Source organism: Armatimonas sp. (assembly GCF_964826245.1).
Genome location: NZ_CBAYMC010000074.1, coordinates 1 through 16,984, shown reverse-complemented (window position 1 = coordinate 16,984; position 16,984 = coordinate 1). Strand labels below are relative to the sequence as shown.

Below are 16,984 nucleotides of genomic sequence, written 5' to 3'. Positions count from 1 at the left end.
TGATACGCTCGCCGAGCTTCCAGCCGTAGACATCGGCGGTGTCCCAGAAGTTAATGCCCAGCTCCAGTGCGCGGTCCATGATGGCAAAAGAGTCCTCGGGGCTGGTCTGTGGCCCAAAGTTCATCGTTCCTAAACATAGGCGAGAGACGCTCAGCCCTGTTCGTCCCAGACGGGTGTACTGCATCGTGATTTCTTATCCTCCAGGGCTGAGTATACCCGCAAGACGCGCCAGCCCGTCGGTGTCGCCGATGGCGGTGAAGGCGTCGCGGGCCTCGGTGCGGAGGGCGGCGGCTTCGTCGGGATCGGTGAGGAGTCTGCTGAGGCTGAGGGCGACATTGCCTTGCTCTTGCCGGTAGCCAAGGTTGCGGCAGAGGGGGAGGGCCTCCTGCCAGAGGCCAACGGCTACGGCGTGGTTGCCTAGGTCGCGCTCGACATAGCCTAGCTTGCTGAGGGCGATGGCGAGCCCGATCTCGTTGAAGTGCTGACGGTTTGCGGCGATGGCTTGGCTAAGAGAGTCGCGTGCGGCGTCTAGGTTGCCCAGATCGTGCTCGATGACCCCGAGCCGGATGAGGGTTGCGGAGGGGTTTCCTTGCTGCGTGCTCTTGAGAAGTTGGAGGGTCTCAAGATAGATCGCGCGTGCTCCCAGAAAGTCTTGCTGGAGGCGGGCGTTCATCCCCAAGTTGCCCAGAACACGGATCAGCAGGCGCGTGTCTCCCTGCTGCTCGCAGAGCTGGCGACTCTCTTGCAGGAGCGCACCGGCTTTGGGGGGATCGTTGCGGGCTTGTTCGAGCAGGGCCCAGAAGTAGAGAAGCGAGGCGCGCTGGGGATGGTCAGAGGGCACTTGTGGCACGAGTGCCTCGTAGAGCGCGATTCCCTCTGCGGTACGTCCCTGGATCACAAAGGCATCCCCCAGCTCGCGTGCCAGGGTGAGGGCAATCTCGAAGGGGGCGTAGGCAAGGGCGACGCGGAGGTTGTCACGGTGCAGGGTGAGCCGCTCCAGCCAGGTTACTTGGCTCTCTTGCCTGCGCTTCCAGGGAATGGCGGTCTGTGCAAAGGCCACCAGGCGTGCGCGATCTTCGGGGAGCTGGTGGGGGGTGAGAAACTCGCGCAGGGTCTCCAGTAAGCTGTAGCTCCCCGAGGCGATCCGTAGCCAGGACTTATCCACAAGGCGCGTCAGGACGTCCAAGACTTCCAGCTCGTCGGTGTTGGGGGCGAAGGCGATCTCCTGCGCGAGCGAGCGGGGCCAGCTTCCCACCAGAGTACTCAGCGCGGCGAGAGCGCGTTTCTCGGTGGGGCTGAGCTGCTCCCAGGAGCCATCCAGCGTGGCCTGAAGGGTCTGGTGCCGGTCCACACGCCGCTGATCCGAGCGCAGCAGGCGAAAGCGATCCGTCAGGCGCGACTCCAGCTCCTCGATCTGCATCACGCGAAGCCGCGCCGCCGCAAGCTCCAGCGCGAGAGGCAGCCCTTCGAGCTTCTGACAGAGGCTCCGAAGCGCGTCGTCGGGCAGCTCGATGCCCGGCTGGGCAAGCCCCGCCCGCTGGACAAAAAGCGCCACGGCTTCATCGCCTTGGAGGGGCTGGAGCCGAAAGAGTACCTCGCCGGGAAGCTGGAGGGGCTCGCGGCTGGTGACGAGTGCCTTGGCTTGTGCGCAGCGGCTCAGGAGCGCATGGACAACGCGTGCGGTTGTCTCTAAAAGATGCTCAGCATTGTCTAAAAGTAAGAGCGTGGGGCTTGCCTGTAGCGCCTCACAGACGGCAGTTTCCGTGAGTGTGGCAAGTTCCAGTGCCTCCGCGATTGCCTGCCAGAGTCGGGGGGCGGTGGTGGTGGCGGGCAGGAGCGAGAGATCCACAAAGGTTGCTTCTGTTGTGTCTGCCGCCACCGTCAGCGCGAGGCGTGTCTTGCCCAGACCACCCATGCCTAGCACACTTACCAGGCGAATTCCCTCGCGCTGGAGCAGCTCGCTCAGCTTGGCTCTCTCGGAAGAGCGGCCCAGAAAAGGCGTGAGAAACGCCGGGAGCTTGGTAGTATTTGGCGGCGAGAGTAGCGCGGTGATTGCCATCGCACGTTTTTCCCGCTCGATGAGCACCCAGTCCTCGGTGAAGCCCTCCAGAAACGGCCCGGTGTAGAGGGCTTTTGCGGTGTCGATGTCTCGGCGATGAAGGGCATCGTCCAAAGCGAACACGTCGCAGAAGATCTCGCCTACCTCCAGCCGCAGAGCCTGCTTGCCCTCCGCGATGAGCGACTCCGCGTCTTGTCCCAGAGTGCGCCGCAGAATCGCGAGGGCTTGCCGAAGATTGGTGGCTCCGGTAATCGGGTCGCTCTCGGGCCAAAGAATATCCGCGAGGTGCTTGCGATCCACACTCCGCCCGGCATGGAGCGCCAGCAAGGCAAGCAGTGCCAGCGCCTTGCGCGTGCGAGGGAGAGGGATTGTCTGACCGCCCCGCTGGAGCTGCGGGGGGCCAAGAAAACGAAGCGTCAGGGACACAAAGAGCAGTTCGCGATATTCACGGAAAATCCCTGCCCGGTTCACGATCCGTTCACGCAGTAGACGAGAGACTAATCCTATGAAGAAACTATTTTTTGCAGGCGGGATAATCTTACTACTTGTGCTGGCAGGCACGAGCACTGCGTTGGCACAGGGGGGCAAGGCCAAGAGCCAAGTCGTGGGGCGTGCGGGAACCACGACAATCAAGGATGCGACGGCGACCACAAAGCCAGATCGCCTGCTGGTTGACCGGGTGCTGTTTCTCGCTAATCTAGAGACCGTCCCCACGCTGGATGCCTTTTTTGACGCGCTTCCCGCTTGGGCACCCCGAGAAGGCGATGCCACTCTCGCCCCTGGCGTCCGTCGGCTTGCACCGCAACAGAACGCACCTAAGGCTGTGGGGGGGAGTGAGGACGCTCAGGAGAAAGAGGGCAATCGCACCTATAAAGTCACTCGTGAGCGCTACTCCCTGACGACCACGCCCGAGGCGATTGTGAGCTTTGATCCCGCCGCTGAGTTCTTCTGGCCGGGGAGTCTGTTGCAAGAAAAGGGCCTACGGGGCGGGCTTGGCTCGCTCAATCCCATCCCCAACTTGGAGAACAAGCGTGCTCCGCTGCGGGTCTTTGTGGTCAACCCTAATGTGGCCAACGGTAGCCGCGATGTCGCCAATCCTAGTGGATCTAGCGTCGGCAACGCCGTCGGGGAGCTCCGTGAGATGCTCAATGGCCGCGAGATTCCGACGTCGTCTAACTTCCAGTACACCCGCTCAGACTCACTGGAGCAGAGTGCGCTGAGCCTAGGAATCGATGCACGCTACATGACCGGCTATGTCAAGAGTGTCTTTGGCACCAAGCACACGGCGCGGGAGGAGTCCATCAATGGAACCCTGATTATCAAGGGGTACACGATTGCGATGGAGCCACAAGCCGCGGGCTGGCGTGGGTTCTTCAGCGACGGATTCACCCTCGCCGATGCCCAGCAGCTCGCCCGTCAGAAAGCGATAGATCACACGAATCTGCCGTGCTATGTGGCCACGGTCACCTACGGCACCATCGTGGCATTCAACATGAAGCGGACACTGACCGAGGACGAGCTTAAGGCAAAGGTGCAGGCGGGGGGCAGTATCGGCTTTGCCAGCGCGGATGTGAGTGTGGCGGGGGAGAGCCTGCGTAAAGACGAGAAAACGACGATTACCTTCACCACGATCGGAGGCCCTGCGGACAATGTCGTGAAAGCTGCGTCGTCGTCGGCCTTCAACCAGGTGATCCAGTCGCTGCTGGCACGCGCTCCCAAGCCGTCCGAGATGGCCCCGATTTCCTACTCTGTGCGCTCCCTCAAAGACCGGGCTCTGGCCAGTATGATGCGCACCACAGAGTATGTCCATACCGAGTACGCCCCCAATCCAGCGGGTGAGACCTACGAGCTACGTGCTTACTTCAAGATCAACGACTCCGATGATGGCGTTGCAGACAACACGGTGGAGTGCTACGGCGAGGGACGAATCAACGGCCAGAAGTTCTGGGAGATTGCCCGGAGCGACGCCGATACGAACCTGAACAAGCGTGAAAAAGGCGGCACGATTGATGTTGCGGCCTTTGGGGGAAAGCCGCGCACGGTGGACTACTACTACGACACGAAGGAGAAGCTCAAGCTTGACCTGCGCCTCATGGACTACGACGGCTCTAGCGCGGATGACCTTCTGGGGGAGTGGAAGCTAGAAATTGACCCTCTGGAGTGGTCCAAGCGTGGCGAAGTGATACTGGTAGGCCCGACCGAGCGTGATGGACGCCCCGTGCTTCTGAAGGTTCCCGGCCTCCCCGTACCAGGGCTACCCGATGGGGTACCGCTCAGATCGCCCGCAGAGCTTCATATCGTCCTTGTTCGGAAAGGCTTTTTATAAGATGAAAATACTTCTCTTCTGCACACTAGCCCTGGGAGCACTGACTCCCGCCCACGCTCAGCTAAAAGCCAGCAATGAGCGCACACTGACAATCAACGAGACAATTGCGTCAGAGCGGCTCCAGCGGGTCGGGGACTCTGTGATGGTGCCGATTGCCGATGTGGCAAAGGCGCTTGGACTGAGCATTGTGAAGACCAAGACAGGCTATGCGCTGATCAAAGACGGCGGCGCAAACCAGGTCGAGGGGATTCGTGGGAAGCTGGGCGAGACGGTCTTTGATGGCAAGTGGCGCTTGACCGTTACGAATCCGCGCGAGGTGGCTTCCTACACCCTGGAGACCAAGACGGCGACCGACTATGGCCTGATCAACCCAATTGCCAAGATCAACGGCACCACCTACGAGCCCAAGCCCGGCTACCGGCTCCTGGTCTACCGCTGTGAGGTGAAAAACGGCCAGAAGTCGGCGCAGCAGCTCTGGTGGTTCCAGAACGACACCCACACCGCGCTCGCCGATGCGAGTGGCGAGTCGTTTCCGCCCATCCTCACCGATATTGCCTCAGAGGCGTTTCAGAGCAAGCCACTTCTCCCCGGCGCAAAGCTCGAGTTCAACCTGGTGTTCTGTGTGCCAAACAGCGCCAATCCCCGCGAGCTGGTCTTCACCCTCCGCACCATCGCCGATAAGGGCAGCGATGTGCGCATTAGTCTCGCCGATCCTACGCTAAACCTAAACCGAGGGGGCAAAAAACGATTATGAGGCAAGACGAAAAAATTCGCTTTGGGGGACGCCTGCCTCTGAACTTCAAAGACAATGACCTTGTGGCAAACCTAAAGCGCTGTGAGCGTCCGTTTCAAGGCAAGAGCGAGCACGTGCTCACAGTCTTTGCGGAGCTGATCGAGGCAAGTGGCCTAGAGCGGGCGCTCGCGGCACAGCCCTACACGATCTTAGCCCCTCATAACGCGGCGTTTGCTCGCTTCAAGCGCCCCGCGACTCCCGAGGCACTCAAGAGCTTTGTTTGGGATCATGTGCTGCTGGGGCGGCTCACGCTGGGCGGAGCGGGCTCAAAAGAGCGCTACACGTTTCCCCGCGATGGTCAGGTGCGCACGGTTTCGGGGCAGCTCCTCAAGGTGGAGCGTGGCGGTGACGGGAAGTGGCTCCTCACCAGCGGCGCTCCGGGGGCGGCTCGCATTTTAGAGACGGATCTGCCTTTTGCAACCGGTGTCTTTCAACGGGTGGATCGCATATAAAAACGACCTCCGCGTGGGGGTGGCGATCACGACTTATCGAAGCGCTTGTCTTTGCGGCTCTCGACGCGCCAGCGGAAGTTGAGGGCGCCGGGGCCGTAGGTGAGGGAAAATGGTGGGACATGGTAGATCGAGACGCGGGGGAGGCGCAGCAGGTCTTCACCAATAGCATTGACCCGCCCGTGCTGGGTCGTGGTGGCGGTCTGGTAGCCCGCCTCGCGCACCCGCTCCATGACGGCATCGTTGAAGTGGCCGTAGGGGTAGCAGAAGTGCGTCATCGGGCGCTGGAATCTCTCTTCAAGCTGAGCTTTGCTGCGAACGAGCTCATCGTAGGCGGCTTCGGGAGAGAGCTGATCGAGCTTTGGGTGCGTGGCCGTGTGCGCTCCCAGAGTGACCAAGGGGCTTGCCATCAGCTCTCGGATGTCATTTTCGGTGAGGAGTGGTGTTGCCTCATAGCCCTCCGGCTCCACCCACTCGTTGCGCCCTCCGATCCGCTCACTGACGAGATAGATTGTATAGGGCCAGTTCACTTCGAGAAGAGCCGGGTGCGCGTTGGTTAAGACATTCTGGTAGCCGTCGTCGAACGTGAGGAGAATGGGTTTGGGAGGAAGGGGAGCGCCTGCAAGCCCGGCGACGAGCTGATCCAGAGAGATCGCCTCGTAGCCGCGTGACGTTAGCTCCCTGACCTGTCGCCGAAACTCCTTGGCGGTGACATAGAAGTGCTTGTACTTATCCGGACGCTCGTTAGTCTCGACGGCATGGTACATCAGGATCGGAATGGGTGGGCGGCTCATCGGGCAATTTCCTCGTAGATCGCGCAGAGGTCGGCGAGCTGGCGCTCGGCGGAGAACTCGCGCTGGGCTCGTTGCTGGCCCGCTTGTCCAAGGCGCTGGCGCAGGCTGGGATCTGCTAGAAGCTGGTGGAGCCGGGTCTGGAGCAGGGTATCATCCCCGAGCGGAATGAGAAAGCCTGTCTGGCCCTCGCACACCACTTCTTGACATCCCCCTATCTGAGTCGCAACGACGGGAAGGCCCGCTGCCGCTGCCTCGACAAGGGCAAGGCCAAAGGCTTCGTCGGTGGGAAGGTGGACGAGAATATCAAGTGTTGCCAGGATATCAGGGATTTGGTCACTGATTCCCACAAGGGTGCTGCGATTATGGAGCTCATGCAGCATCAGGTCTTGACGGAACTGGGCGTAGGTCAGCTCCGGGGCATCCGGGCCGACAAAGACAAAGCGCAGGCTGGGGAACTCCGCGACAAGGCGCTTGGCGCTGGGCAGGAAGGTGCGCTGGCCCTTGGTACTCAGCCTGCCCACCATCCCGATCACCCGCTCGCCCTCGTTACCTTTTTTACCCTCGGGCGAGCGGGGAGTGATTTTGGGAGCGGGGAGCACTGTCGCCACCCCATTGTAGATGCGCCGCACCAGGCCAGGTTTTAGTCCATGCCAGCGCTCTAGCTCTTGTTTCGTGTACTCAGAGACCGCGATAATGGCTGCAACTTGGCTGAAAAACTGCCCCGCCAGCCGGTGTGGCTCGCCCAGAGGACGTACCACATGGACATGAAGAGCTACAGGGCAGCCCGTCAGACGCCCTGCCAGAGTCGCGGCGACGAAGTCCCGACGGGCGTGGCTGTGGAGCACTTGGGCGCGGCTCTGACGCACGAGCCGCGCTAGCCGCAGTGCCGCTCTCAGATCGCCGCTATTACGCAGCGCAAAGGGGAGTGTGGGGACGCTGGCAGTGTGGCTTATTTGCTCGATAAAGCTCTGGGGGGCGCAGGCGAGCTGTACACTACCGCCTGCCGCCTGGTAGGCAGCCGCAAGCGTCACGGCGTGGCGCTGTGACCCGCCATTATCGGTTGAGCTGGAGAGGGCTAGGACACGTGGCAGCATCAATCCGACCTTGCCAAGAGAAAAAGACCTGCCAGGAGAAAGAGCAGGTGGGTGGAGAAAGCACAGTAGACCGGCGGTACCCAGCCTGAGAGCGCCACCGACTTCATTAAGAGAACCGTGTTCCAGCCCACAAAAACAATAATCACGGAGAGTAAGACCCCTGCAAAAGAGCCTGCCTTCGAAAATCGTAAGGACAGAGGCGGCGCACAGAGCGCAAAGACCGCGCACATGCTGGAGAGCGCCAGCTTGAACCAGCGTGCGGTCTCCAGCTCCAGCGCTTTTTTCTTATTTCCCCGTCGCGCTTCGATGGCCGCAGCCTGGGTGAGTTTCTCAAAGGAGAGGGGGTTCTGAAAGCTCTGCTGGCCGCTGAAGAACGGCAGTGACCCAGAGAAATCAGCGCGGGCGGTGACAACCTGCGTGGCGGTTTTGGTCTCTTGGAGAAGCTTGCCGAGGCGGTTGTAGCGGTGCTCGGTGGCCGATTGCAGGGTCCAGCGCCCCGTACTAGAGTCGTAGGTGGCCTCTGGGGCGAGGAGAACGCGCGCGTTTTGGATCAGGCTGATCGTCTCCATGCGCCAGAGAGTCTCGCCGATCTTCTGGCCCCGCTCAAACTGGATCAGCCACTCGTTCTGCGCTCCGCCTCGGGTGGCTTGAGCGGGCTCGAATGTCCCGATGGCACTCTGCGAAAACCCGGAGAGTGCCTCACGCTTGGTGACCGCAAGAGGCTGGAGGGTGTTGGCATTGTAGAGCCCGAGCCCTGCCAGAAAGATCCCCAAAAGAATAAAAGGCAGAAAGAGACGCACCAGCGAGGTCCCCGTGCCACGTAGGACGGTCAGCTCATTGTCGCGTGCCAGCCGGTTCGTTGCCAGAGCCGCCCCGAGAGCTGTTGCTACGGGAAGGGCCATCTCCAGAACATTGGGCAGGTCCCAGAGAATCTGACTCAGGAGCTGTGAGGCAGGGGCGCGCTGCTGGGCAAGCTGTAGAACTGCCTGCTGGAATCTGAGGGCCACCACCAGGAGCACCGCGGTGATGAGCCCGACAAAAAATGCCTGGATAAACTCCCGTAAAAGATAGCGGTCACAGAGTCGCATCGTGCTATTCGATCCTTCTGAGAAACGTCAGCGCGGCAAGCGTAAAAACTACCGCCGGAGCCAGTGCGCCTGCCAGCGGGGGCAGAAGCTGGTTGAGTGCAGCCGCCTCCGAGAGGGTCAGGGCGACAATCGCCAGAAAGACAATGACCAGTGCGAGCATCAAGGCCGCAAAAGTTCCTGCACGGGCAAAGCGAATGGCCAGAGGAACCGCAAAGAGTGCCAGAGGCAGGCACATGAGGGGCAGAGCGAGCTTTCCCCAGCGCTTCACCTGATAGATCACGGCACGCTTGGGATCGCGCTCCTGCCGCGCACGGGCCATCAGCTCGCTACTGGGCAAGTTCTCTAGCTGCTCATCGGTGATCCGAAAGTTGCCGCTGGTCTTGTCCATGCTGACCGAGATCTCCTCACGAGCGGCGATCAGGTCGTAGTCGGCGCTTCCGTTGGGCAGAAAGGCATGGACCGCGGCATTGTAGAAGGTAAAGCCCTGCGCTTTGTACTCGCCGCGCGTGGCGGTGCTAATGCGAGGTGGCTTGGCAGGAACCCCGGGGTTGCGCTCCACAATCGTGGCATCTTCCACCAAAAAGACGCGCTGTCCTTGCGTGTCTTTCCGGCTCTTGGCACTTGCGAAGCTGAAGATATAGTTGTCACTCTCGATGGTCGTGGCGGTCTCGATGACGTTCTCAGGGAGATTAAAGAGCATCTTTTGGACATCGCGCTGCTCCTGCCAAGCCCAGGGAACCACGCGCTCAAAAAGATAGATGCCCACGCCGCTCATCGCGAGGCTCACGACCACAAGCGGCGCAAAGACCCGGCGTAGCGAGATCCCCGAGGCCCGGAGCGCCGTGAGCTCACCATCGCGTGCCAGGCGGCTCGTGGCAAGGCTTGCTCCCACGGCGGCAGCAATAGGAAGAGTGCGCACCAGAACGGTTGGGATGTTAAAGAGCAGCACACGCGCCACGTAGCTCACGGGCCACTTATTCTGAAACATCCGGTCCAAGAGATCAAAGAGCGTATTGCCGACCAGCATCAAAAGAAACGAGAGCAAGCCGATCAGCAAAGGAACAATCAGCTCGGAGAAAAGAGATTTATCAGTCAGGCGCATCGAAGTTTAGGTTTAGCTCGTCTCAGTAAGTATCAGTGTAGCATATCTCCCTAAGGGACAGGGGGCATGCGTGCTATAATGGAAAGAGAGGAATTTAAGTTAAGTGGCGGACGAAAACACGGGCGGCTCGCGGTTGATCTTGCAGGAGGAAGAGCCTGTCGTCAAGACAGTGCGTATTCCCCTGCCCCCGCAGCTCAAGGCCGATGAGCAGCAGCAGCGCGAGGCGGAGAACGCCGCCGAGGCAGTGGGACAGGCAGCCTTGCTTCAGCAGGCGCGCAAAGGTGCGACACGTCCCGCTCCACAAACCCCTGCCAAGACCATTGCAGAGACCATCGCCCCGACACCAAAGCCAAAAGTGGCGGCCGCGCCTCAAAACTGCCCGTCGTGTGGGAGCGTGATCGCACCGGAGAGCGCCGGATTCTCTTTCTGCACGCACTGTGGCGCGGATCTCCCTAAAGCGGGCCTGAGCCTGGAGAGCGACCCGGTTGCGGAGAACAAGCCGCCGGTGCGCTTCACTCAGAGTACCGTGACGGAAGAGTGGAGCCAGAGTGTCAATGGGGTTCGTGATCCTCGTGCGACGGTTCGTAAGATCGCTCAGGTACATGCGGGTGTGGGCCAAGCACAGCTCCAGCAGACCATGACCACCATGACCGCGGTGCAAGGGGAGACCCGCGAGGTAAACTCCACCGTCCATGCGATTCTCTCGTTTCTCTTTCCCGGTGTCGGCCAGCTTCTCAATGGCCAGGTTGGGAAGGGAATGCTGCTCATCTTGGCGGCGTTTGTGGCCGTGAGCCTGATGCGGCTGCCTGCCTTCGGGCTGGAGCTGCTGATTGTCCGTGTGCTGATCGCGCTGGATGCCTACCGGATCGGGGAGAAGCGCCGTAATGGGCAAAAAGTCGGCGAGGGCGACTGGGACATTGCCTAATTTATGAGAAAGCTGGGTGTGTTTGGGGGGACATTTGACCCCATTCACTACGGCCACCTTCGGATCGCCGAGGAAGCACGGGAGCGGTTTGGGCTGGATCATATTCTGTTTGTCCCCAATAAAGTCTCTCCCTTCAAAATCGGGGACACGTCTACGCCTGCCACGCTCCGGGTCGAGCTGGTGCAAGAGGCGATTGCCGGAAATCCTCACTTTTCTGTCTGGACTGGCGAGCTAGAGCGCGAGGGCACCAGCTACACGGTCGAGACACTTCGGGCGCTGGCCCAAGAATTTCCCGACTCGGCACTTTACTTCCTTACTGGAACCGATGCCGTGCGCGATATTGGCAAGTGGCGCGAGCCCGAGGCGTGTTTGACGCTGGCACAGTTTGTGGCGTTTTACCGTCCAGGCGTATCGGAGGCCGAGGCGCGTATCGGAGTTCCAGACGAGCTGGAGCCGCAGATCATCTTTGCCGCGATGAACGGGCTGGATATCTCGTCCACCGAAATTCGCCAGCGGGTACAGGCAAGTCGCTCGATTCGTTATCTTGTTCCCGAGAGTGTTGTGGCGCTGATTGAGAAAAAAAGGCTCTACCAGTGAGCAGCAGTTCAATCAAACAAGAGACACTGGTCTGTCGGCCAGGTTTTTGGCTTTGGATGCTTGCAGGAGTAGGCAGTGCTATTGCGGGAGGGATACTCTGGTTTATTCTGGGGTTCATCCCCACATGGCGTCATGAGACGCCTCGCATCGTAGCTGCTCAGCCAGAGTCTTGGTTCTTTTTCGCTGGAGCAGCTTTTTTCTCTTGGGCTTCGTGGAACACCGTTGTCTGGCGGACAATCTTTCCTGTCCAAGTGGACGGTCATGGGCTCCGTTGGAGAAATCTAACAGGAGAGAGGCTGGCGTTGTGGGGAGATGTAGAAGCCTGGCGTTACGAGAGTCGGCGGTGTGGTTATGGAATTTATACGTCTATACTCATCATCAGGACAACCTCTGGGACGATAACCCTCTGGGAAGGTACCACTCACTTTGTCGAGCTTGGCTACTTACTTGAGGAATATGTACCTAAGCCGAACCCGGTCACTCGCCTTGCTATATGATAGAGTAGTGGCTAAATGTCGAATACAAAAATAGATTCTAAAGAGCGGGCGCAGATTATTCTGGACGCCATTGAAGACCGTAAGGGCCACGAGCCCGTTTTAATTGACCTGCGTGAGAAAGTTAATGTTGCGGATTTCTTTTTGATTGTCACCGCAACGTCTACGCCGCACTTGCGTGCTCTGGCAGAGAACGTGCTGGAGCGTGTCAAAGACGAGCCCGGCATGAGCAAGCCCAATGTGCAAGGTGAGGCCAGTGTCGAGTGGGTTCTGATGGACTTTGGCGATATCGTCGTGCACCTGATGAGCGAAGAGGCACGTGAGCGCTACAAGCTAGAGCAGTTTTGGACAACCCCACAGCCCAAAGGCGCACTGCCTCCGACTCCGGGCACCATTCTTCCGGAGGGACTGGAAGCGCAGGGTAACTGGAGCGAGGACGAAGGCGATGACGACGACGATGCGTTGTTTTTCGCGGCGGCAGACCAGGAAGTGGAACCTCTCGACGAGGACGACGTCGAATAGCCATGAGTGAGGTGGAGAAGCCTATTTACTGTGCGAACTGTGGCGAGCGCAACCCCAGAACCAATAAGTTCTGCGGCTCTTGCGGCACGGTGCTCGTCACGCCACCCTCTCCGCCTCCGTCTCAATCTCTGTCGCCATCTCCCGTCGTTTCACCACCTCCCGCTCCCGTAGCCTCAGCTCCCTTGGTCGCAGCTAAACCTGCCCCGGAAGTTCCCCCTATCGCCATTCCCGACGATCCCATAGCGCGGGAGCGGGAGCTTCAGCGGCTTCTCACCCGTGCCAATGTCGAGCGTGCCCGTGCGCTGATCCGCGATGCCCGCAAGACCCTGGAGCAAGCCATGGTGCTCGCCCCTCATGTCTCACCCACCGCCGCCGCGCCTGTCTACGAGCAGCTCGGCGACTTGCTGGCCGCCGAAGAGCGCTTAGAGCAGGCCAAAGAGCACTATGAAAAAGCGCTGGAGCTCTCGGGGGGGACACGCCTCTCCGCGGAGAAAAAGCTGGGCGAGGTGACCGTGCGCCTCTCCGATCAGGCCGCGATGGCGCGCCTGGGCGGCGTGCTCGCGCCTAGTGAAGACCTCCTCGATGTGCTTCGCACCGCGCAGTCGGGAAAACGCCACGCCGGGCTCACCATGGTCTTCTCCCTGGTGCCAGGTCTGGGGCAGTTTTACTGTGGTCAGATTGTCAAGGGCGGCATTATCGTCAGTGTTTTTGTGGTGGCCCTCTCCATTGTCTTGCTCCTGCCGGATCGTGACGCGCTCTTTGAGCACTTGGCCGGGGCATTTTCGATGGGGCGAATGAAGCTCACCCAGCCCGCGCCGGGAACCCCGACGGTCATCTTTGCCGTGATTGCCTTTGCCGCTTGGGTCTACTCCATCGCCGATGCTCCGTTTAGCGCGAACCGAACGGAAGCGCTGGACTCTTCCCCGAATCTCGTTCCCGCTCCAATGGGCAGCCGCGCCGACTGGGAACCCTAAGAACCTTTGCGGTAATCAGGGTTGTGTGAAGTTGCGCGTGGGGGCTGCCTGCTCCTCGGGCATGGGCGGGGGCATGGTTCTTCGGCGGCGGCGAGCACGGGCGCGGCGTGCTTGCGCGAGCTGGCGCTGTCGAAGGATTAACAGGGTTGCGCCCCCCCCACCTGCAAGTGTCACCCAGAGCCAGGGACTGCGGCTGGTGGCTCGAACCATGGAGCGAGGAATGGCTTGTGTGGCTTGGAGCGGGACGCGAACGATTTGTTTGCCGCCCCGAAGCACAACGAGCACTCCCACTTCTTGGCCCTTCTGAATCGGTGCCGTGTTGGCAGTAACCTCCACCCTTGTCTCGATTTTTGTGGGGTACAGGCGATCTTGTGTCACATGGAGCGTCTGGCTAACCTGCGCCGCAACGCGCCCCTCCGCCCCAAGACGTGTGGGCACCCACGCGGCCCGCTGCCCTTCAACGGCGACCGTCTTGGCACTGTAGCGAGCAAATCCCCACTCGATGAGAGAAACGGCATCCCCGACTCCGCTGGAAGGCGCTGCCAAGATGACGGCCAGTAGCCGACGACCATTGCGGGTTGCGGAGCCGACATAGCAGTGGCGGGCGGGATTGGTAAAACCGGTCTTTACGCCGTCGGCTCCTGGTACGACATCATAAAAGCTTTTTTTGGCTTTCGACTCCACGACGAGGTCTTTAAAATTCAACGAGCGGCTGATCGTCCGCCGTGGGATCGAAACGGCATCCGCAAAGCGTGGGTTTTGCAGGGCAATACGTGCAATCAGAGCGAGATCACGGGCTGTGGTGTAGTGATCGGGATCATGGAGCCCATGTGGGTTGACAAAGTGGCTACTGGTCGCCCCAATCTGCGCTGCCCGCTCGTTCATTTTCTGTGCGAAAGCGGGAACGGAGCCGGACACGTGGTCGGCGATAACGACGCCTCCATCGTTGGCGGAGCGCAGGAGAAACCCGTAGAGGAGCTGCTCGGCCCGGAAGCGTTCTTTGAGCTTGATATGAAGTGAGCTGGGCTCGACATTGAGCACCGCAGGGTCGGTGCACATGACAATGTCATCAGGCTTGGTGTTTTCCGCCAGAAGCAGACCCGTGAGAATCTTGGTGGTGGAGGCCGGGTAGCGCTTCGTATCGGCGGCGGACTCGTAGAGAACCTCGCCCGTATCGTACTCCATGAGGAGCGCACTGGGAGCGGAGAGCACGGGGGGCTTGCTCAGATCGGCTTTATTGAAGTAGCCCGGAAGCTTGCCGGACTTTACCAAGGCAATGTGCTCCGCCTCGGTCTTATAGGTGGGCGGTTTGCGGAGTGGAGGCCTGCGTCCGGGACGTGCGAGGCTGGGGACGCTACAAAGCAAGAGAAGTGCGAGAGGAAGAGTAAGAGGGAGAAGTTTCATAGGGCGCTGGCAGCCTCCAAAGAGAGCTGTGCGGCCTGCTGCTCGATCTCGGTTGGAGCATCGTCGGGGAGGGCAGGCAGATCCTCTATGCTAGTGAGGCCAAAGTAGTGGAGAAAAGCGGGCGTGGTGGCGTAGAGAATCGGTCGTCCGGGTGTTTGCTTACGTCCCGCTTCGGAGATCAGCTCACGCTCTTGGAGCGTCTTGAGGACGCCATCGCAGGAGACGCCTCGGATGGCCTCGATCTCCGCTGCCGTGGCGGGCTGACGGTAGGCGACAATGGTCAGCGTCTCCAGGGCGGGCTTGGAGAGGCGGTTGGCATGGGGCGCAAGGAGCTTGCCGATCGTCTCGCCGTACTCGGGCCGGGTGGCAAGCTGGAACGTATCCTCGCCGAGGGCCACGATTCGGAGGCCTGAGTCGGCGTCTTGATAGCGCAGGCGTAGCTCATCGAGCGCCTCGCGTACGGCATCTTCATCCCACTCGGTCGCCTTACTCAGCTCTTTGAGTGAGAGCGGATCACCGGAGACAAAGAGCAGTGCCTCTACCATGCCCAAAAGGCTACGCATCGTCGTCGGTTTCCTCCAAGTTAGATAAGTGAGAGGTAATGTGGGTCTCGCGGCTCTCTTCGGGGACAAAGACCAGGCGGATGGGGGTGCAGAACGCCTCCTGCTGGACATCTATCGAGCCCTGTTTGAGGAGCTCCAGGAGGGCTAAGAACAGCAAGATGATCTCGATGACCTCAAAAGGCGACACGGGGAGAAGCTCCTCTAAATCCAGTCCCTCATCGCCCGCTTTTTCGACCTGACCTAGCACCAGGCGCATCGTCATGCGGAGCGTGATCTTCTGGCGACGGACACTGGTAATCTGCCGCTCGCCCGCTCCGACATCAGCGAGAATGCGCTCCAGGGCTCGCAGAAGCGCGTCGGCGGGGAGCTCGCCAAACTTGGGAGGCAGGGCGTACTCCGATGAATACGGCAGGGGATCGCGGAAGAACGAGCGGTGGATCTCCCCCTCGCGCTGGAGCAGCGACTCGGCGATACTCTGGTACTGGCTGTACTCTAGGAGCCGCCGCACCAGCTCCGCGCGTGGGTCTTCCACACTGCTATCGGCTTCGTCCTCGTTTTCCTCTTTGGGCGGCGCGGGCAGTAGCAGGCGAGACTTAATCTCTAGGAGCGTGGCCGCCATCACGAGAAACTCCCCCGCCACGCCCAGATCCAGCGTCTCCATCGCATTGAGATGCACCAGATACTGGTCACAGAGATCCGCGACAGGCAGGTCAAAGATATCCATGCGCCCGTGCCGCACCAAGTGCAGCAGCAGGTCGAGTGGACCGTCAAAGTCGTGGGCGTGTACCGTAGGAGGCGGCGCAAGTGCGACCGGCATAGATGAGATTATACCCTGCCAGATCGCTCTTTAACAGCCATAGCCCCCCGCTTCGTTGCTGTAGCCGCTGGTCTTGTCGTCACGCTTGGCAGGAAATATTTCTGCCAAAAAGTTAGCTCCCTGAATGATTTTGGGAACTAACCTTTTTGCTCTGGGATATCCCATCGCCATTTTTTATCTCCGTGTATGATTCTGGGAACTATCAAAATGGCGGACATAAATACCATTAGACGTTATACCCATTTAAATCCTCGTCCAGGCTCCTGACACAGTTAACAGTAAAACGCGTTTGTTGTGCCTACTCAGCTCATCTCAATCCGGCAACTGCTGTCAACAACTTGCAGCGGCTTGACTAAGGAACTAATGGATATAATGTCTATTTTCACTCCGGGATTCAAGTGCTTCTGAAGCCTTATGAGAGGAACTAAGATGTAATTTGGAAATACGTCATATGCGTATTGACATACTCAAAGAAATGGGTTAAACTCTTTTTGTTCGAGAACAATAGGGTTCTCACCGATCACGAAAAGCAGTAGGATTAGTAGTAGTGTCGAAGGGCTATAGTGCCCACAACTTCCGGGCTAGTGCCCACAACTTCCGGGCTAGTGCCCACAACTTCTGGTATTTTAAATATGATTGAGGTAGAAATATGTTGTTTCTGAAAAATTTATTTTTTTATTGCTTGGTTTTTATAGTTTCTCCTGTTTTTGCAGGATCATGGAAAGTTACGATCACTGGTTCTGGGACTGCAACTGCGGACGCTAGTCCATCAAAAACATGGGTAGCTCCTGCGGATGGTGTCAGTGTCTTGTCTGCTTTTGGTAATGGCGGGCGTGGCCTGTACCCCTGATTTGGTCCACGGACTGAGTTAGTCTTCGGTGGTCATTTCTCCCGAAATTGCTTCGGGTTCTTCTGGCGGCGAAGCCGCTTCCTTTTTCTTTTCTGCCTCGTGTTCTGTGTCGTTCTGGTTTTGATGCTCCTGT

16 protein-coding genes are annotated in these 16,984 nt (G+C 59.5%); 7 read left to right on the top strand and 9 right to left on the bottom strand.

Annotation, left to right across the window (positions count from 1 at the left end; translation table 11 throughout):
• Together AC1XOS_RS09300 and AC1XOS_RS09295 are read right to left on the bottom strand one after the other, a co-directional pair.
• Window positions 1–184 (bottom strand): aldo/keto reductase (locus AC1XOS_RS09300; protein WP_481961942.1); only part of this gene is annotated, 184 nt, incomplete at its 3' end.
• A gap of 9 nt (window positions 185–193) precedes the next feature.
• The gene (locus AC1XOS_RS09295; protein WP_481961941.1) at window positions 194–2,485 is read right to left on the bottom strand and encodes an ATP-binding protein; all 2,292 of its coding nucleotides are present in this window, start codon (window positions 2,483–2,485) and stop codon (window positions 194–196) included.
• Window positions 2,486–2,564: 79 nt separating this feature from the next.
• On the opposite strand from AC1XOS_RS09295, the gene AC1XOS_RS09290 reads away from it, so the two are divergent.
• Genes AC1XOS_RS09290 through AC1XOS_RS09280 form a run of 3 tightly spaced genes read left to right on the top strand, consistent with a single transcriptional unit; the run spans window position 2,565 to window position 5,630 of the window.
• Complete coding sequence (locus AC1XOS_RS09290) at window positions 2,565–4,385, top strand: thiol-activated cytolysin family protein (protein WP_481961940.1); 1,821 nt, start codon at window positions 2,565–2,567, stop codon at window positions 4,383–4,385.
• A 1-nt stretch (window position 4,386) separates the two neighbouring features.
• Window positions 4,387–5,139 (top strand): hypothetical protein, encoded by a 753-nt coding sequence (locus AC1XOS_RS09285; RefSeq protein ID WP_481961939.1) that lies wholly within the window; start codon window positions 4,387–4,389, stop codon window positions 5,137–5,139.
• Complete coding sequence (locus AC1XOS_RS09280; RefSeq protein WP_481961938.1) at window positions 5,136–5,630, top strand: fasciclin domain-containing protein; 495 nt, start codon at window positions 5,136–5,138, stop codon at window positions 5,628–5,630. Before AC1XOS_RS09285 ends, AC1XOS_RS09280 begins: the two co-directional genes overlap by 4 nt.
• 26 nt (window positions 5,631–5,656) lie before the next feature.
• Here the strand turns inward: AC1XOS_RS09280 and AC1XOS_RS09275 are convergent, their stop codons facing one another.
• Genes AC1XOS_RS09275 through AC1XOS_RS09260 form a run of 4 tightly spaced genes read right to left on the bottom strand, consistent with a single transcriptional unit; the run spans window position 5,657 to window position 9,705 of the window.
• Window positions 5,657–6,421 (bottom strand): polysaccharide deacetylase family protein, encoded by a 765-nt coding sequence (locus AC1XOS_RS09275; RefSeq protein WP_481961937.1) that lies wholly within the window; start codon window positions 6,419–6,421, stop codon window positions 5,657–5,659.
• The gene (locus tag AC1XOS_RS09270) at window positions 6,418–7,515 is read right to left on the bottom strand and encodes a glycosyltransferase family 4 protein (RefSeq protein WP_481961936.1); all 1,098 of its coding nucleotides are present in this window, start codon (window positions 7,513–7,515) and stop codon (window positions 6,418–6,420) included. The genes AC1XOS_RS09275 and AC1XOS_RS09270 overlap by 4 nt, the downstream gene beginning before the upstream one ends.
• A complete protein-coding gene (locus tag AC1XOS_RS09265; protein WP_481961935.1) occupies window positions 7,515–8,603 on the bottom strand; it encodes an LptF/LptG family permease in 1,089 nt (362 codons plus the stop codon). Before AC1XOS_RS09265 ends, AC1XOS_RS09270 begins: the two co-directional genes overlap by 1 nt.
• Before the next feature lie 4 nt (window positions 8,604–8,607).
• On the bottom strand, window positions 8,608–9,705 hold the full coding sequence (locus AC1XOS_RS09260; protein WP_481961934.1) for an LptF/LptG family permease: 1,098 nt from the start codon (window positions 9,703–9,705) through the stop codon (window positions 8,608–8,610).
• Window positions 9,706–9,808: 103 nt separating this feature from the next.
• Between AC1XOS_RS09260 and AC1XOS_RS09255 the strand changes: the two genes are divergently transcribed.
• From AC1XOS_RS09255 to AC1XOS_RS09240, 4 genes are all read left to right on the top strand, one after another.
• Window positions 9,809–10,630, top strand: a complete 822-nt coding sequence (locus AC1XOS_RS09255; protein ID WP_481961933.1) for a hypothetical protein — start codon at window positions 9,809–9,811, stop codon at window positions 10,628–10,630.
• A gap of 3 nt (window positions 10,631–10,633) precedes the next feature.
• Window positions 10,634–11,227 carry a nicotinate-nucleotide adenylyltransferase gene (nadD, locus tag AC1XOS_RS09250; RefSeq protein WP_481961932.1) on the top strand — a complete coding sequence of 198 codons (594 nt, stop codon included), beginning with the start codon at window positions 10,634–10,636 and terminating at the stop codon, window positions 11,225–11,227.
• Between the two features lie 512 nt (window positions 11,228–11,739).
• A complete protein-coding gene (gene rsfS, locus AC1XOS_RS09245; protein ID WP_481961931.1) occupies window positions 11,740–12,243 on the top strand; it encodes a ribosome silencing factor in 504 nt (167 codons plus the stop codon).
• A 2-nt stretch (window positions 12,244–12,245) separates the two neighbouring features.
• Complete coding sequence (locus AC1XOS_RS09240; RefSeq protein WP_481961930.1) at window positions 12,246–13,217, top strand: zinc ribbon domain-containing protein; 972 nt, start codon at window positions 12,246–12,248, stop codon at window positions 13,215–13,217.
• A 15-nt stretch (window positions 13,218–13,232) separates the two neighbouring features.
• Here AC1XOS_RS09240 and AC1XOS_RS09235 read toward each other — a convergent pair whose 3' ends face one another.
• Genes AC1XOS_RS09235 through AC1XOS_RS09225 form a run of 3 tightly spaced genes read right to left on the bottom strand, consistent with a single transcriptional unit; the run spans window position 13,233 to window position 16,001 of the window.
• Window positions 13,233–14,621 (bottom strand): D-alanyl-D-alanine carboxypeptidase family protein, encoded by a 1,389-nt coding sequence (locus AC1XOS_RS09235; RefSeq protein ID WP_481961929.1) that lies wholly within the window; start codon window positions 14,619–14,621, stop codon window positions 13,233–13,235.
• Window positions 14,618–15,184 carry an SMC-Scp complex subunit ScpB gene (scpB, locus tag AC1XOS_RS09230; protein WP_481961928.1) on the bottom strand — a complete coding sequence of 189 codons (567 nt, stop codon included), beginning with the start codon at window positions 15,182–15,184 and terminating at the stop codon, window positions 14,618–14,620. The genes AC1XOS_RS09235 and scpB overlap by 4 nt, the downstream gene beginning before the upstream one ends.
• Window positions 15,177–16,001 carry a segregation and condensation protein A gene (locus tag AC1XOS_RS09225; protein WP_481961927.1) on the bottom strand — a complete coding sequence of 275 codons (825 nt, stop codon included), beginning with the start codon at window positions 15,999–16,001 and terminating at the stop codon, window positions 15,177–15,179. Before AC1XOS_RS09225 ends, scpB begins: the two co-directional genes overlap by 8 nt.
• Between the last annotated feature and the right edge of the window lie 983 nt (window positions 16,002–16,984).

What these genes read in the sequence shown, in the direction of transcription:
- AC1XOS_RS09260 (WP_481961934.1), bottom strand. Translation starts at nt 9,705, where the DNA reads ATGCGCCTGACTGATAAATCTCTTTTCTCCGAGCTGATTGTTCCTTTG.
- AC1XOS_RS09280 (WP_481961938.1), top strand. Translation starts at nt 5,136, where the DNA reads ATGAGGCAAGACGAAAAAATTCGCTTTGGGGGACGCCTGCCTCTGAAC.
- AC1XOS_RS09225 (WP_481961927.1), bottom strand. Translation starts at nt 16,001, where the DNA reads ATGCCGGTCGCACTTGCGCCGCCTCCTACGGTACACGCCCACGACTTT.
- AC1XOS_RS09290 (WP_481961940.1), top strand. Translation starts at nt 2,565, where the DNA reads ATGAAGAAACTATTTTTTGCAGGCGGGATAATCTTACTACTTGTGCTG.
- AC1XOS_RS09235 (WP_481961929.1), bottom strand. Translation starts at nt 14,621, where the DNA reads ATGAAACTTCTCCCTCTTACTCTTCCTCTCGCACTTCTCTTGCTTTGT.
- rsfS (WP_481961931.1), top strand. Translation starts at nt 11,740, where the DNA reads ATGTCGAATACAAAAATAGATTCTAAAGAGCGGGCGCAGATTATTCTG.
- AC1XOS_RS09285 (WP_481961939.1), top strand. Translation starts at nt 4,387, where the DNA reads ATGAAAATACTTCTCTTCTGCACACTAGCCCTGGGAGCACTGACTCCC.
- nadD (WP_481961932.1), top strand. Translation starts at nt 10,634, where the DNA reads ATGAGAAAGCTGGGTGTGTTTGGGGGGACATTTGACCCCATTCACTAC.
- scpB (WP_481961928.1), bottom strand. Translation starts at nt 15,184, where the DNA reads ATGCGTAGCCTTTTGGGCATGGTAGAGGCACTGCTCTTTGTCTCCGGT.
- AC1XOS_RS09275 (WP_481961937.1), bottom strand. Translation starts at nt 6,421, where the DNA reads ATGAGCCGCCCACCCATTCCGATCCTGATGTACCATGCCGTCGAGACT.
- AC1XOS_RS09240 (WP_481961930.1), top strand. Translation starts at nt 12,246, where the DNA reads ATGAGTGAGGTGGAGAAGCCTATTTACTGTGCGAACTGTGGCGAGCGC.
- AC1XOS_RS09265 (WP_481961935.1), bottom strand. Translation starts at nt 8,603, where the DNA reads ATGCGACTCTGTGACCGCTATCTTTTACGGGAGTTTATCCAGGCATTT.
- AC1XOS_RS09270 (WP_481961936.1), bottom strand. Translation starts at nt 7,515, where the DNA reads ATGCTGCCACGTGTCCTAGCCCTCTCCAGCTCAACCGATAATGGCGGG.